The sequence below is a fragment of the Bacillus sp. FSL K6-0042 genome (genome assembly GCF_038006685.1).
Taxonomy (GTDB): domain Bacteria; phylum Bacillota; class Bacilli; order Bacillales; family Bacillaceae_G; genus Bacillus_A; species Bacillus_A pseudomycoides.
In genome coordinates this window covers 37,173-53,201 of record NZ_JBBOVS010000005.1, presented here as the reverse complement: position 1 = coordinate 53,201, position 16,029 = coordinate 37,173, and the positions used below count along the sequence as shown (strand labels likewise).

At 36.0% G+C, this 16,029-nt stretch carries 15 protein-coding genes and 1 pseudogene; 6 read left to right on the top strand and 10 right to left on the bottom strand.

The genetic code is table 11. From position 1 onward, the window contains the following. Positions 1-491 precede the first annotated feature (491 nt). The 6 genes from MHH45_RS27430 to hutP form a co-directional block, all read right to left on the bottom strand. Positions 492-953 (bottom strand): CarD family transcriptional regulator, encoded by a 462-nt coding sequence (locus MHH45_RS27430; RefSeq protein ID WP_170927953.1) that lies wholly within the window; start codon positions 951-953, stop codon positions 492-494. A 523-nt stretch (positions 954-1,476) separates the two neighbouring features. Beyond that, positions 1,477-2,448, bottom strand: a complete 972-nt coding sequence (gene hutG, locus MHH45_RS27425; protein ID WP_016131815.1) for a formimidoylglutamase — start codon at positions 2,446-2,448, stop codon at positions 1,477-1,479. Beyond that, complete coding sequence (gene hutI, locus MHH45_RS27420) at positions 2,427-3,698, bottom strand: imidazolonepropionase (protein ID WP_016115745.1); 1,272 nt, start codon at positions 3,696-3,698, stop codon at positions 2,427-2,429. Before hutI ends, hutG begins: the two co-directional genes overlap by 22 nt. Before the next feature lie 12 nt (positions 3,699-3,710). Further along, a complete protein-coding gene (gene hutU, locus MHH45_RS27415) occupies positions 3,711-5,369 on the bottom strand; it encodes a urocanate hydratase (RefSeq protein ID WP_016131816.1) in 1,659 nt (552 codons plus the stop codon). Positions 5,370-5,392: 23 nt separating this feature from the next. Then, complete coding sequence (gene hutH, locus MHH45_RS27410; RefSeq protein ID WP_016115747.1) at positions 5,393-6,910, bottom strand: histidine ammonia-lyase; 1,518 nt, start codon at positions 6,908-6,910, stop codon at positions 5,393-5,395. A 102-nt stretch (positions 6,911-7,012) separates the two neighbouring features. Beyond that, positions 7,013-7,453 (bottom strand): hut operon transcriptional regulator HutP, encoded by a 441-nt coding sequence (gene hutP, locus MHH45_RS27405; protein ID WP_003199156.1) that lies wholly within the window; start codon positions 7,451-7,453, stop codon positions 7,013-7,015. A gap of 197 nt (positions 7,454-7,650) precedes the next feature. Here hutP and MHH45_RS27400 point away from each other — a divergent pair, with 197 nt between their 5' ends. Beyond that, positions 7,651-8,601, top strand: a complete 951-nt coding sequence (locus tag MHH45_RS27400) for a class I SAM-dependent methyltransferase (RefSeq protein ID WP_016131818.1) — start codon at positions 7,651-7,653, stop codon at positions 8,599-8,601. Positions 8,602-8,727: 126 nt separating this feature from the next. Next, on the top strand, positions 8,728-9,288 hold the full coding sequence (locus tag MHH45_RS27395; protein ID WP_016131819.1) for a class I SAM-dependent methyltransferase: 561 nt from the start codon (positions 8,728-8,730) through the stop codon (positions 9,286-9,288). Between the two features lie 500 nt (positions 9,289-9,788). Here MHH45_RS27395 and MHH45_RS27390 read toward each other — a convergent pair whose 3' ends face one another. Further along, a complete protein-coding gene (locus tag MHH45_RS27390) occupies positions 9,789-9,989 on the bottom strand; it encodes a hypothetical protein (RefSeq protein WP_016131820.1) in 201 nt (66 codons plus the stop codon). Between the two features lie 92 nt (positions 9,990-10,081). After that, a pseudogene (locus MHH45_RS27385) lies at positions 10,082-10,656 on the bottom strand (AAA family ATPase). 260 nt (positions 10,657-10,916) lie between these two features. Here MHH45_RS27385 and MHH45_RS27380 point away from each other — a divergent pair. After that, complete coding sequence (locus MHH45_RS27380; protein ID WP_016115752.1) at positions 10,917-11,213, top strand: hypothetical protein; 297 nt, start codon at positions 10,917-10,919, stop codon at positions 11,211-11,213. Positions 11,214-11,317: 104 nt separating this feature from the next. Then, a complete protein-coding gene (locus MHH45_RS27375; RefSeq protein WP_016131823.1) occupies positions 11,318-11,749 on the top strand; it encodes a DUF2621 domain-containing protein in 432 nt (143 codons plus the stop codon). 82 nt (positions 11,750-11,831) lie between these two features. Here MHH45_RS27375 and MHH45_RS27370 read toward each other — a convergent pair whose 3' ends face one another. Continuing rightward, on the bottom strand, positions 11,832-12,338 hold the full coding sequence (locus MHH45_RS27370) for a CcdC family protein (RefSeq protein WP_016115754.1): 507 nt from the start codon (positions 12,336-12,338) through the stop codon (positions 11,832-11,834). A gap of 89 nt (positions 12,339-12,427) precedes the next feature. Then, positions 12,428-13,135, bottom strand: coding sequence for a cytochrome c biogenesis CcdA family protein (locus tag MHH45_RS27365; RefSeq protein ID WP_016115755.1), 708 nt, complete (start codon positions 13,133-13,135; stop codon positions 12,428-12,430). 659 nt (positions 13,136-13,794) lie between these two features. On the opposite strand from MHH45_RS27365, the gene MHH45_RS27360 reads away from it, so the two are divergent. Together MHH45_RS27360 and MHH45_RS27355 are read left to right on the top strand one after the other, a co-directional pair. Beyond that, a complete protein-coding gene (locus MHH45_RS27360; RefSeq protein WP_016115756.1) occupies positions 13,795-14,703 on the top strand; it encodes an EamA family transporter in 909 nt (302 codons plus the stop codon). Positions 14,704-14,842: 139 nt separating this feature from the next. Beyond that, positions 14,843-15,988, top strand: a complete 1,146-nt coding sequence (locus MHH45_RS27355; protein ID WP_088094280.1) for a M20 peptidase aminoacylase family protein — start codon at positions 14,843-14,845, stop codon at positions 15,986-15,988. The last annotated feature ends 41 nt before the right edge of the window (positions 15,989-16,029 follow it).

Below are 16,029 nucleotides of genomic sequence, written 5' to 3'. Positions count from 1 at the left end.
CATAAAATAAAAAGAGTTTCCAAATTAGGAAACCCTTTTTATAGTTGACCATATGGCGCTATCATTTCGTTTATCTCTTTTTCGTACAAAGATAAACAATTACTATTTACTATATTAGCAAATGTGAAAAATTCTTAAAGATAGAAGTGCGATTGATTCATTATTCTTCCAGAAATAATAACTTATATATACCTAAAACAATGAAAGCCCTACCTCTCTTCCATCCTTACGGCTCCTCGTCCGTGCCAGTGTGAATCAGGATTGCAAAAATCAAGTAACTATTTTATCGAGTTATTTAATTAAACTTCGAACATTCGTAAAAGAAATTAAAAAATAAAAATGGATTAGTTTATAGTAATAACAAAAGAGGTTAATGCTCTAAAAGTGGTTTGAAAGAGTTGAATGTCTTTGAAATGATTGATTCTCTATAATTATATCCCCAAAAAATTCAAGATCTTTTTTGGGATGTAATACATTATCTACAATAAATCTTAACAAAAGCTTTTTATTTGATTTTCTGTGATACCTTCAATTAATCCCAGTTCACTAATCAAAAATTCATGTGCGTTATCTAACATTTTCTTTTCGCTTGCATTAAGTGCTTTTTCTTTCTGCATACGCATTAAATCACGTACAACTTCAGCACCTTCTTGTATTTTACCCGTTTTTATTTTATCTGTGTTCACTTTATATCTTTGTTTCCACGTAAGTAATCTATCTGATTCTCCATGCTGAAAAATATCCATTATGTGTGTTAATGCCGTTATATCTGTAACTGGTCGTATATTTGAATTCAATATTTTCCCCGTAGGAATCATTACTTCCATATTACTGGCCGACATTTTTATGACATAATACTGTTGTTTTTCACCTGAGATTTCCTTTTCTTCTATGGCTTTAATTATACCTGCTCCTTGCATTGGATAAACAATGTTATCGCCAATTTGAAACAAATAATCCACCTCCATATATGGTAACCTTCTCAAGCTTAACACACATTTATTTTTTTAGCAAAATTTTTATAATATCACAGAATTATTTTCCATGTCAATTCATTTACCCTTAAAAAATCAAATGGCACAAAACACTAAAATAATATGCTTTTATCATAAAAAAATAAGTTTCAATTCATGACAAACACTATCCTGTTCACTCTACGATTCTTTCAACATAAAGCTCTACACCTTTATGTTAAAAAACTTTATATGATTATAAAAGAGCACTAGTGATTCATGTTCTTTGTCTACTTGCATTATGAAATATGCAGTAAATAACTTACTTTCTTTTGGACACAACTAAAACACCTCATACCTCGCTAATTTTAAAACTTGTAGAACAAAAAAAACACATCACTTCATATAAAAGTGATGTGTTTTTTATATAATGCGCAACATGAAAGACGAGACATCGCTTTTAAAATTCCTCATGTGCATTCACTTATCTTTCATGTTACTAAGTATAAGAGAATCCCTTCGCTTATATACTAACCTGCCTACTAATCGTTTCTCTTGCTAATAAAAAACTCATAATCACTTGAGCAGCTATCCTGCTTGTCATATCACGAAAATCAAGCGTTGGATCAATTTCTACAATATCCATACCTTGAACGATTGGTTCTTGCCCAAGTGCTGTTATAGCATCAAGTAAAGTTATACTATCCATGCCTCCTGGACCAATCGCTGGACACCCTGGTGCAAATGCTTGATCTAATACATCCATATCAAGAGAAACATAAATAGCTGTAACCCCTTGTCTACGTAAGATGTCAATACTTTCTGTAATAATATCTTTAATCGCTCTCTCACGAACATGCTTCATTGTATACACCGTCACACCATGCTCTTTTGCATATTCATGGTACGTGCGAGCATTTGAAAAATTACGAATTCCAATTTGAACAAGCTGTTTCCCTGTGATCACATCATTCTCTAGTAAACTACGAAATGGTGTTCCATTAGACGGTCCCCCATCTTCTAGGTTTCGTAAATCATGATGCGCATCAAATTGGATAATACCGACTTTCCCTTTACTACTTGCAAAACCACTTATACTAGGAAAGCTAATGGAATGATCACCACCAAGAACGATTGGTACCATTTGCGGATTCAATTTCATCAAACTGCCGAGCGTCTTAGTAATACGAGCATGACTTTCTTTTATGTCTGTAACATGCATACTAATATCACCACAATCATACAAGACACTTTCTTTCATATCATGCTCTTCTGTAATCGCGTATGTGCTATATGCATCTAGCATTGCGCGAATGGTTTTCGGCGCAAAACATGCACCAGAATGACTAATAGATGGTTTAGAAAGCGGTGCGCCAATTAATGCTGCACCAAAGATTTCTTCTCCCTCTTCCCAGCCTTTAATCATATCACTCCATTTCGTTACTTCACGATCAATAAACTTTGCATTTTTCTTTAAATAGTGGCCTTGCTCCACGTTTTGTCACCTCTTTTATATGCAAGATTACCGTTCTTCCATACTGTATTTACATGACTTACACCGTAATGATATGGTACATACGCATAATTATATGCATCCCATAAAACTAGGTCAGCCTTACGTCCAACACGAATTTTCCCAGCAACATCGCCGCGATTGATCGCATACGCTGAGTTAACTGTTACAGCATTCCAGACTTCTTCTGGTGTCATTTTCAATTTCAACATCGCAATGCTCATAATAAGTTGAATATTTTCAGTTGGGCAACTACCTGGATTAAAATCTGTCGCTAACGCAACCGCTACACCTTCATCAATCATTTTACGCCCACGTGCAAAGCTTTCTTTATTTAAGTAGAAAGTCGTTCCTGGGAGTAACGTTGCAACTGTATTGGAATTCGCTAGCATTTCAATCCCTTTATCTGATGCTCCAACTAAATGGTCCGCTGATGCCGCACCAATTTCTGCCGCTACTTCTGCACCGCCAAGTGGGTCGATTTCATCTGCATGAATTTTTACATCAAATCCAAGTTCTTTTGCTTTTAATAAAAAGTCTTTCGATTCTTCTACAGAGAATACCCCTGTTTCACAGAAAATATCAACGAACTCAGCTAATTGTTTTTCTTTCATTTCTGGTAATAAATCTAACATCCATTGTAAAAACTCTTTTGCTTTCCCTTTGTACTCTTTCGGAACTGCATGTGCTCCTAAGAATGTTGAAACTAAATCAATTGGATGCTCTTTTTGCAATTGTGCCGTCGTTTCTAATTGTTTCCACTCTGTTTCATCGTCCAATCCATAGCCACTCTTTGCTTCCACTGTCGTAACACCAAATGACAACATGCGATCTAAATGAAACTTCGCCTTTTGTACAAGCTCTTCTTTCGACGCTTGTTTTGTTGCATTCACAGTTGAAAGAATACCGCCGCCTTGTTCTAAAATTTCTAAATACGGTACTCCCTGTAACTTAAGAGCAATTTCATTTTCACGAGACCCACCAAATACAAGGTGCGTATGCGGATCAACAAGCCCTGGAGAAACCATTTTCCCTTCGCAATCGATGGTTTCTTTTGCTTGCAACCCTTTTGCTTCTTCCGCTGTGCCAACGAAAGTAACAATACCATTTTCAATACCCACTGCACCATTTTCGATAACAGGAAGCGTGTTCATCGCTTCCTGTCTTAACAAGCCATCTTCTTGATCCATTGTTAGCAATTGACCGATATTCGTTAGTAAAATGTCCAGCATGTTTCTTCCTCCTTATTTCATCATTGGAATGTTAACGCCTTTTTCTTTTGCTGTTTCAACAGCTAAGTCATACCCTGCGTCAACGTGGCGAACAACTCCCATTCCAGGATCAGAAGTTAATACGCGTTCAATGCGTTTTCCCGCTGCTTCTGTTCCGTCTGCAACAATAACCATTCCAGCGTGAAGTGAATACCCCATACCAACGCCACCACCGTGGTGAACAGATACCCAGCTTGCACCATTAACACTATTGATTAAAGCATTTAAAATTGGCCAATCCGCTACTGCATCACTGCCATCTTTCATTGCTTCTGTTTCACGGTTCGGTGAAGCTACAGATCCACAATCTAAATGGTCACGGCCGATAACGATTGGTGCTGATAATTCACCGTTTGCAACCATTTCATTGATAATACGCCCGAATTTTGCACGCTCTCCGTAACCAAGCCAACAAATACGTGATGGAAGACCTTGGAACTCAACTTGCTGACGTGCCATACGAATCCAGTTACATAAATGCTCATTATCAGCAAATTCACGTAAAATTACTTCATCTGTTTTATAAATATCTTCTGGATCTCCAGAAAGTGCTACCCAGCGGAATGGCCCTTTTCCTTCACAGAATAATGGACGAATAAACGCTGGAACGAATCCTGGGAAATCAAATGCATTTTTTAACCCTTCATCGAAAGCAACTTGGCGAATGTTATTACCATAATCAAATGTAATGGCACCTTTTTGTTGCATTGCAAGCATTGCTTCTACATGTTTTTTCATACTTTCTTTTGATAATTGTACGTAGCGTTCTGGATCTTCTTCACGAAGTTTTGCCGCTTCTTCTAATGAATAGCCTACTGGAACATAACCATTTAATGGATCATGTGCAGACGTTTGATCTGTCACTAAGTCTGGTGTAATGTCACGTTTCACAAGCTCTGGTAAAATTTCTGCAGCATTTCCTAATAGTCCAATTGAAATTGGCTCTTTCTTTTCTTTATATTCTTTCGCAACAGCTAATGCCTCTTCTAACGATTCTGTGTACATATCACAATACCTTTTTTCAATACGACGATCGATACTGCGTTTATCTACATCAATCGCAATGACTACCCCACCGTTCATCGTAACAGCAAGAGGTTGTGCACCACCCATACCGCCTAAACCAGCTGTAAGCGTTAATGTCCCTTTTAATGAACCACCAAAATGTTGGCGTGCTGCTTCTCCAAATGTTTCATATGTTCCTTGTAAAATCCCTTGTGTACCAATATAAATCCAGCTACCAGCTGTCATTTGTCCATACATCATAAGACCCTTTTTCTCAAGTTCACGGAAGTGATCCCAGTTTGCCCACTTAGGTACTAAGTTTGAATTTGCTAGAAGTACGCGCGGTGCATCTTCATGTGATTTAAAAATTGCAACTGGTTTACCAGATTGAACAAGTAACGTTTCATCACTCTCTAAAGTTTTTAACGAATCAACAATGGCATGATAGCTATCCCAGTTACGAGCTGCACGACCAATGCCACCATATACAACTAATTCTTCTGGCTTTTCAGCTACTTCTGGGTCTAAATTATTCATTAACATACGAAGTGCCGCTTCTTGAATCCAGCCCTTAGTTTGTAATTCTGTCCCTCTTGGCGCGCGAATTGTTTGTTTTACGTTTTCCATTTTAATCTCTCCCTTTTCCCTTTTTATAGTGTTGCATTTGCATCCAATCGTTCTAATGTAAAACGACTTGTTTTTAACCAATGTGTAATATTTTCAATATCTGTTGAGAAAATACGGTCATTTGTAATTGACGGTACTTGCTGACGTCCTTGGTGATAAAATGCTTTCGTTACTGTACTCATCTCTTGGGTACCACGATATTCCGCCGCTTGCATTGCACAAATCATTTCAATTGCAAGAACGCGTCTTACATTTTGAATGATTTGATGTGCATGGCGCGAAGCAATTGTTCCCATACTTACATGATCTTCTTGGTTAGCGGATGATGGAATTGAGTCAACACTTGCTGGATGAGCTAGCGTTTTATTTTCTGAAACAAGTGAAGCTGCTGCGTATTGCATAATCATTGCACCAGATTGTAGTCCTGGCTCTGGACTTAAAAATGGCGGCAAATCATTTAACTGCGGGTTCACAAGACGCTCAATACGGCGTTCAGAAATATTCGCAAGTTCTGCCATTCCGACCTTCAAAAAGTCCATTGCAAATGCAATTGGCTGACCGTGGAAGTTCCCACCAGAAATCACTTTTTCCCCTCCATCAAAAATAAGTGGATTATCTGTTGCTGCGTTCATTTCAATTTCTAATTTTTCTTTAACATAATTTAAAACTTGCCAAGAAGCACCGTGTACCTGCGGGATACAGCGAAGTGAGTATGCATCTTGTACACGAAGTTCCCCTTGCTTTGTTACAAGTTTACTATCTTGAAGTACATCGCGAATACGCTTTGCAACTTCCACTTGTTCTTTATAGCCACGTGCTTTATGCACATTTTCATCAAATGCATCGATAATGCCGCGCAATCCTTCGATTGTCATTGAAGCAATTAATTCTGATTGATAAGCAATCGCTTCAGCTTCTATATAAGAAAGGATTCCTTGCGCTGTCATCGCTTGCGTACCATTGATTAATGCAAGCCCTTCTTTCGCTTCTAATTCGATTGGCTCTAAACCTTCTTCTGTCAGAGCTACCATCGCATGAACGCGTTTCCCCTTATAGAACACTTCCCCTTCACCTAATAGAACAAGAGCAAGATGGGATAATGGAGCTAAATCACCGCTCGCGCCTAATGAACCTTGCTGCGGGACAACTGGATGAATTTTACGATTTACAAACTCTAACAGCCTATTTACAACAAGTGGACGAACACCAGATACACCTTTTAACATCGTATTAGCGCGTAAAATCAACATTCCTCGCGATACTTCTTCAGGGAATGGATCGCCAATTCCGCATGCATGTGATTGAATTAAGTTATGTTGTAGTGCCTTTACATCATCTTTCTGAATGAGTACATCACTAAACTTTCCAAACCCAGTTGTAATACCGTAAACAACTTTTCCATCCTCTACGATTTTTTCTACAACTTCACGGCACTCAGCCACTTTTTGCATGCTGTTTGGGCAAGCTGTTACCCCTTCCCCTTCAAACAACAAACGTTTCATTTCTTCTACTGTCAATGAATATCCTGTTAACGTAATCATCCTTTTTCCTCCTTAAAAGAGCAAAAGGGGACCTTACCTTTTTAAGACAGACTTCTGTCCCAAAAAGCAAGGCCCCCTTCTAACTAATAGACTATGGGCAAATCATATGTGATTAATTCCTAAACCAATCGCCTCATGCTCAGATCCTTTTACAGGCGCACCTATCGTTCCATAAAGTGCAACAGCAAGCCATTCGCCTTCTTTTTTCCCGTCGTATGGTGTACCGCGCACAATTGCAAACCGAAGACCTACCGTACGAAGAACGTCTGCTAACTGAATTTGACCTCTCGTCACTCCGTACAACGCTTCCATGATTGCATGATAAAGTGCATGCGTTTCTCTGTAAACGTCTGTTTCAATAACTTGGTTGCTTTTAGCCGCTGTTTCCATTGCTGCGACAACCTTTTGCGAATTCATAGAACCAACTTTCCCAGTACAATATTTCCAACCTTTTGGAATGGATAATACAGGACTTTCATTCTCGTCCGCAAGCGCCAACAACATGGCCATACGACCAATTCGATGTGTTCCTTGAAGAAGCATGTGACTCTCTCATTTCTTGTGAATTATTTGAATATTACTTAATTTAAGAATATATGAAAACGGTTTAATCGTCAATAGTTTAAACGATTATTTGAATAATTTTTTCAATACTCTGTTACCATTGTGTACACACTTTATTTACAGAAAATTCTAAAGCGTGCTATAGTCTCACTAACAGCTGTAAGGGGGACCCAAAATTGGTTAAGAGAAAAGATATTCACTTTCGAATTGACGAAAGATTACTAGAAAGATTTGAAGCAACACTTCATTATGAAGGCCTAAATAAAACAGATGTTTTAACACATGCTATTCAGCAATTTTGCATAAAGGTGGAATCAGAAAAAATGAATGACGTAAAAAGACAATACGCTGTAAGTAATCATCTTCAAACACGGATTGATACCCATAAAAAATATGAAGAAAAACGAGTCGATTTAGATACAGTTGTAATTGAGCATTTACAATTACAAGGAACAGAAAAAATATTAGAGGTTGGGTGCGCTAATGGGAAATTCCTTGCACTACTACACGTAAACGGGCACAAGGGGCATCTCACTGGTCTGGATCAATCTACAACTATGCTGCGAGAAGCTGCTATGAATGCAGCACAGCAACATGTAAATATTGAATGGAAACTTGGAGACGCTACCAAACTTCCTTTCCCAGCTGATTCCTATGATTGGATTATCGCAAGACATATGCTGTATCACATGACGGATGTTGAAAAAACAATTCAAGGATTCCATAAAGTAATTTATCCTGGAGGTAAATTTCTAGCCACAACAAATTCTCAGGTTTCATTACCTTATATAGATGAGATGTGTAATAAAATGTTAGTCGCATTTGGTCTACCTGAAAAAACACCAACAGCTACTCCATTTTGTTTAGAGAACGGAAAACAATTATTACAATCTGTTTTTCAAACTGTGGAGGAAACAGTTATTCATAATGCACTTCTATTTCATCATGCTACACCTATCGTTAACTATATCTCTAGTATGTTTCCATCTTTAAACATACCTGATGATATTCATCTTCATTCAGAAATGAAAAAATGGCTTGCAAATGAAATAGACCATGAGTTAGCCCTTCATAACGGGATATGGCGTGATCCGAAAACACTTGCTATTTATCGTTGTACAAAATAAGTTTGAATCTACTTTATAACAAATTCTTCAAATTTATCTTAGGTTGATGTTGATATGGCGATACCCTAAGAAGAAAATTACATATTACAAATATAACAATAGACAAAAATATAAGAGGTGAAACTGTTGGCTATAAAACAAAAGGAAATTAAGCTGGTAATTGGTGCAGGGGAATATAATAATAATCCTGGCTGGTTACATACGAATGAGGAAGAATTGAATTTATTAAAAAGGGAAGATTGGATAAAAAGGTTTGATCCTAATTCTTTAGCGGTAATTTTAGCGGAGCATGTATGGGAACATTTATCATATGAAGAAGGCATAGAAGCAGCGAAAGTATGTTATGAATTTTTAAAGCATGGTGGTTATATTCGATGCGCCGTTCCTGATGCATTTTTCCCAGATGAAGAATACCAGGAGGGTGTACAAGTTGGGGGACCTGGACCTAAAGACCATCCCGCAGCTAGTCATAAAATAGTTCATAATTATGAAACTTTAAGGAAAATGTTTGAAACTGTTGGATTCGAAGTAAAATTACTTGAATATTGTGATGAAGAGGGGAATTTTCATTACAATGAGTGGGATGGAGCCGATGGGGTTATTTTTCGTTCAAAAAAATATGATCCACGAAATCAAGGGGATAAACTTGTTTTTCCATCGTTAATTATAGATGCAATAAAGTCTTAGTTATTACGCTAAACAGGTGTTTTTCTTGAACAATAGCTTTAAAGTCGATTTCCCAATAAGAAATCGACTTTTTTAGTATCATAACTCAACAATCTTGAGATTTCTTCATCATTATAAAGATATGGGCGGTTTCGTAACATGGATTTATAAATCACAAAAAAGTTACATACAAGCCTCCAAAATATTAAAATTGAAAACTATATAAATTTTTCATTCTGAGGGCATTGAAATGAATTAGCTTGATGGTCATGTTAGGAACCCGAAGAAAAAAAATTATCCTGTTGGACAATATCAAAATAAAAAATGGTTTCATAACGAGTATCAATATAACTATAGAAAGCATGGGACACTTCGTGAAAAAGTAACGGAACACTTACTTACATTGATGCAACAAGCCTATTCGTCCTCTCCTATATAAAGAGCAAAGAAACATCTTATGAAATCCTACGTATAAATTCAAATGATAAACCACCTATAAATAGGTGGTTTTCATATACATGCTATGATTTTGACAAAATCTTAAGAAGGCTACTGCCTGCCCAAAGGAAGTATGCCAGTTGAGTTAAGATGTACATTGTAAATTCAAAAGCAGAAAGCTTTCTCTCTCGCTTCACTTTTTTTAAATGTCTATAATAACAAAATGAACATAATACTAACAGTAATATCGAGGCTTCATGTACGTTCTCTATTACCTTCATCATAATGATCCCCCATCTCCTTGTATTGATAGACTAGTCGATCTAATATAATCTTTTTCTTTATATTAAAAGCCTTGTTCAAGTGCGTTTTCTTCCTATTTCTTCTCCCTTAACCATTTCACAAGAAACACCTCTGTTTCCTCTACTGTCGCCTCATCAGTATTCACATATGTAACTGGAAACTGTTGATACCACTGTTTTTCAGTGTTTATTAACTCTAGCTGTTCTTCAAATGTACTGCGTCTTCTCGTATTATCATTCTTCTTTCTCTCTTGCAATATCTTTTTAGAAACATCCAAATAAAAAATTGCATTCGAACGACATTTTCTTAATTGATACAATTCATCTTTTAATTCATTTTCAATATCCCAATCCATCCCTATCAATTTTGGAAAATGTAGTGTATAAAACTCAATATCTTCCGGACCACGATCAAATATTACAGTGCACCCTCGCGCATTCTAAATTTCTTTTATTTTTGCTCCAATAAACATTCTTTGATTTGTAATAAATCCCTCTTTTGTGTAAATATCCAAATTTATTTTTTTCTCTTCTCTACAATTTCATAAGGATTTTCATATACTATCTGAAAACCTCTTTGCTCTAATCTCCTTGCTAACGTTGTTTTCCCGCTTGCCATTGGTCCTTGAAGTGAAATTATACACGTCATTTCTTCCACCCTTTTCCACTAAAATAAACCTCTTTTTTACAATAAACGGAATTTTATAAACTATCAACAAAATACTTCCTACCTTGTTTCCTATTTCTATCTAGCTTATAATAAAAAACAGAGACGATTATGGACGCCTTTTATGTAAGCTTGGAAATCCAAGCTTACATTATTTTTTGCTTTCCCTTTTATTAGAAACAGAGTATACTAGATTAGAACATACGTTCTGAATGATTACATATAGTAAGGAGATAGAACAAATGGTATACGATACAAAAGTAATTTCTTGGAACGAATCTTTAAAACAACTACAACGTCGCTACACAAATCAAGCAGTAGATCGAAAACAATTTGAAGATGTTGAACTCATGGAGTTTTTCCGCGATAACGACTACATTTCTCTTCCTACACATATTAGTGGCCTATCAACAAAACGTTTTACTTCTTACTCTATTTTCACAACTGAAGATAAAGATCGTAAAGTCGGCACACTTATTATTGAATATTTAGAAGATGATACTGACATATTACGTGTCGAACAACTATACTTTATTTAATTCATAACGCTTGGTCAAAATGACCAAGCGTTCTTGCTTTCTATCAATCCCACTGCTTATAATACTAGTAAAAGGAAAACTGTTATCGCAAAGGGGGTATACACTTGCTCGAAGGATGGTTTAGTTGGTTTATTGTTACTTGGACTGTTATTTTACTAGGCCTTATGTCTATTGGTGGATATTTCATGTTCCGAAAATTCTTAAAACGCCTACCGAAAGAAGACGGCATGTCTATTTTAGATTGGGAACAACACTATATCGATCAAACACGGCATTTATGGAATGACGAGCAAAAGCAATTATTAGAGGAGCTTGTAAGTCCTGTTCCTGAACTATTTCGTGATGTTGCAAGATCTAAAATTGCTGGTAAAATTGGAGAGCTCGCTTTAAAAGAAAAAGCCTCAAAAATAACTGAAGATTTAATCATTAAGGGGTATATTGTAGCAACTCCAAAACGAGATCATAAGTTTTTAATTAAAAAATTACAAGAAAAGCAAATTGACTATTCCCGTTATCAATCACTGCTGGCTAATTGACCTACCCCTACCTTCACTTCGTTTAGAGAAGGGGATCTTCTCGGTTAACATAATAAAAAACCTCAAGGAATCTTGAGGTTTTTTACGTTAATTTCATATCTTTCTCATTATAAAATCCATCTTCTTTTTCCATTTCCTTTTGCAATCTCGTGAATGAACGATACATGGAAATTCTCCATGATACAATCATTGCAAAAGCAAGTAAGAAGAACATACCGCTTAGCTGTCCTAAATCAAGTGATTGACTCAAATATGTTTTAAACACAATACGTACAACGAGTAAGCCAATTAAAATAAATACGAAAGCTTTTGAACGCTTTAAATAAATATCTTGTCCACGAACTTCAAATTTAGATGTTTTAATAAGAAAAATTGAGAAAAACAAACCTACACCGATTGCTTCTAACATTTCTGCTGGTGTTAGACGAAATTCCGGAAAAATGTACATCAATGCCCCCGTGCTCATAAAAAACGGTGGGAGAATAATTTTTTTCAATGTTGCTGGTTTCTTTGCTGCTTTTAAACGAATAAACATCGCACCTACAGCCATACAAATGGCAACAATACTTGATAAAAGAACTAAGTTCATACTTTCTCATCCTTTTTTGTGGCAATATGAAAATACAGTTTCATTATATGCTTTTCTGTTAGTATTTCCAACATTTTCACAGGATAATACTAAAAACCCGTGAAACCACCAAATAAACTTGAGAAATACGCAATAATTTTCGTCATCCAATTAAAGTATAAGAATATACCCATAACAATCATGATATATCCGCCTACTTTCACAAACGTTCCACTATGCCGTTTAATCCAAGACATTTTCGTAATAAAAAATGAAAGTATAAAAAACGGTATTGCAAACCCAAGTATGTAAGCAATCATATATATCATTGCTGATTCTGGATTCGTAGTAGCCAGTCCAATTACAGCTACTAAAATCGGCCCTGTACAAGGTGTCCAACCAGCAGCAAATGCCAAACCAATTAAAATAGATCCAATATAGCCACTAGGACGACTTTTAAATGTAAATTTTCGATCTTGCATTAAAAACTTTGGCTTAAATACCCCCACAATTACAAGTCCAAATACAATAATGAATAGCGCCCCTAACTGTCTGATTAAATCTTTATAATCTTGGAAGAATGATCCAATAAAACTTGTACCAAAACCAATTGCGATAAAGACAATTGAAAATCCAAGTAAGAAAAACGCCGTATGTATCATACTTCTTTTACGAAGCATCGCATTTTCTTCTTTTAATTCAGAAACCGACATTCCCGTTATGTACGATAAAAATGCTGGATAAAGCGGTAAGCAACAAGGGGAAATAAATGATAAGAATCCCGCACCAAACGCTAAAAAAATATTAATATCTTGCATCGTTACACTCCTCTCCTCTTCAATATTGTAGCAAAAACAAAAGAAAATACTATGTACAATTCATGAATTCACTATTTACAACATTTTAATAAGAAAAATAGCTGCACACTGCTATATAAATACAAATTAAAAAACCGAAATAAAATCCTTCTTTTTAGGTGGGAGAGAGCATCCCGCCATGCATAGAAGCGGTCAGATTCTTTTCCTGCCCCATGCCAAGTGAAAACAAAGAGAGAAAACAAGTAGCGGTCACCTTTTGTTATCCATAACTGTAGCTTATATATCGAAAAATTAAAATGCATATTTTCTGAAGCGCTTTCATTTCTCTTCTATTATAAATAATATTCTGTTACTCATTAACATATCAAAGCTTCTTCCAAACAACAAATAATTTGTATACCACACCTCTGTATACTATACATTTCCTGTAAGAAAATATTTTTTTAAAATGATACCTTTATACACCCTTCACCTTATCTTACAACACTTCTATAATTATAATTTTCAAGATTATGCATAAATATCATACTTTTATTATTATTCTATAAAATGTCACACTTTTCTTTTATTTGACCCTTCATTTTTAATTTTGTATACTTCCATCTAGTTATATATGTCCGTTTTGGAACAATTGAATATATAAGATGGGAGGAATTTTCATGCTTCGTTATTCTCTATTGGTTTTATTAGGAGCATGTAGCTATGGAATTTTAGCTATCTTTGTTAAACTTGCATACGCAGAAGGTTTTTCACTTGGAGAAGTAATTGGTAGTCAATATTTGTTCGGTTGGTTTATTTTACTTGGAATTACACTCCTATTTTCTAGACATCGTGTTCCCCTTAAACAAATGCTTGTTTTATTTGTCGCTGGAACATCTGCAAGTTTCACAGGAATTTTTTACTACGCTTCACTAAAAACTGTACCGGCATCTATTGCCATTATCCTTTTATTCCAATTCGTTTGGGTTGGTATTATCATTGAAGCTGTTGCGACAAAAACATTGCCATCAAGAGAAAAAGTCATTTCTGTTATCTTTTTACTTGCTGGTACATTCTTATCGAGCGGATTATTAGAAAAATCAGTAGGTGATTTTAATACAACTGGAATTATACTAGGTTTACTATCTGCTGTGACATTTGCAACCTACATTTTTGTCAGTGGTAAAGTTGCTGTTGAAGTACCATCATTACCACGGGGTGTCCTTTTAATGGCGGGTGCTTTAACTTTAGTAATGATCGTATTCCCACCAACATTTATTTTTAACGGAGCGATTTCACAAGGGCTTTGGAAATACGGTTTAGGACTAGGAATATTTAGTATTGTCATTCCATCCATTGCCTTTACAATCGGAATTCCAAAAATCGGTTCCGGCTTAGCAACTATTCTTGGGGCAGCCGAACTACCTGTTACAACAATTATGTCTGTATTCGTTTTAAAAGAAGCAGTACTTTCTTCTCAATGGCTTGGTGTGGCGCTTATTTTGGTTGGAATTGCAATTCCGCAAATTGCGTATACAATGCGCGGCCGTTATCAAAAACATCATACACACAAGAAAGTTGCTGCATAAAAGAAAAGAGGTTTCTCATTTGAGAAACCTCTTTTCTTGCAGGTTCTTCCAAAAGAACTAAATTCCTATATAATTACTAATAAATATATTTTACTAAAAACAGAAATTGAAGTTTATCTTGAGAAAGAAGGAAAAATAGATGACATCCATCACAAATCAATTAACAGAGAAGCTAATCTCCATCCGCCGTCATTTACATCAATATCCAGAACTATCTTATGAAGAAACAGAAACAACAAAAGCGATACAGTACTGGTTAAACGAAGCTAACATCACAATTATTAGTTCTAATTTAAAAACTGGCGTAATCGCAGAAGTTTCCGGTGATAAAAATGGACCAATTATTGCGCTCCGTGCTGATATTGATGCTCTTCCTATACATGAAGAAACTAATTTATCTTATGCTTCTAAAAATCCTGGTAAAATGCATGCATGTGGACATGATTTTCACACAGCATCTATTCTCGGCGCTGCCTACTTATTAAAAGAAAATGAATCTTCACTTAACGGAACTGTTAGGTTCATATTCCAAGCTGCTGAAGAAAGCGGAGACGGAGCATGCAAAGTAATAGAAGCTGGTCATTTAGAAAACGTACAAGCCATTTTTGGTATGCACAATAAGCCCGATTTACCAGTTGGTACAATTGGTATAAAAGATGGACCACTTATGGCCGGCGTTGATCGTTTTGAGATTGAAATACAAGGAGTTGGAACACATGCAGCTGTACCTGATGCTGGTGTTGATCCAATTGTTGCCTCTTCTCAAATTGTTATGGCACTACAAACAATTGTAAGCCGAAATGTAAGCTCTTTTCATAACGCTGTCGTGAGTGTAACAAACATTCATTCAGGAAATACATGGAACGTTATCCCTGAAAAAGCAACTTTAGAAGGAACCGTTCGTACATTCCAACCTGAAACACGCCAAAGAATACCAGAACTGATGGAACGTATTATTAAAGGGGTTTCTGATGCACTAGGTGTTGAAACGAAATTGCATTGGTATCCAGGTCCTCCTGCCGTTCATAACGATATAAAACTTACAGAATTATCTACCCATATTGCTCAAGTAATGGGCCTCCAAATTATTTCACCAAAACCTTCTATGGCAGGAGAAGATTTTTCATTTTATCAACAAAACATACCTGGTTCATTCGTCTTTATGGGAACAGCTGGGACACAAGAATGGCATCACCCTGCTTTTACATTAGATGAAGGAGCATTACCTATAAGCGCACAATATTTTGCTTTATTAGCTCAAGAAGCTATTAATAAATTACGATAAAAAAAAGCCGTTAAGATCATTCTTCTTAACGGTTTTTCCAT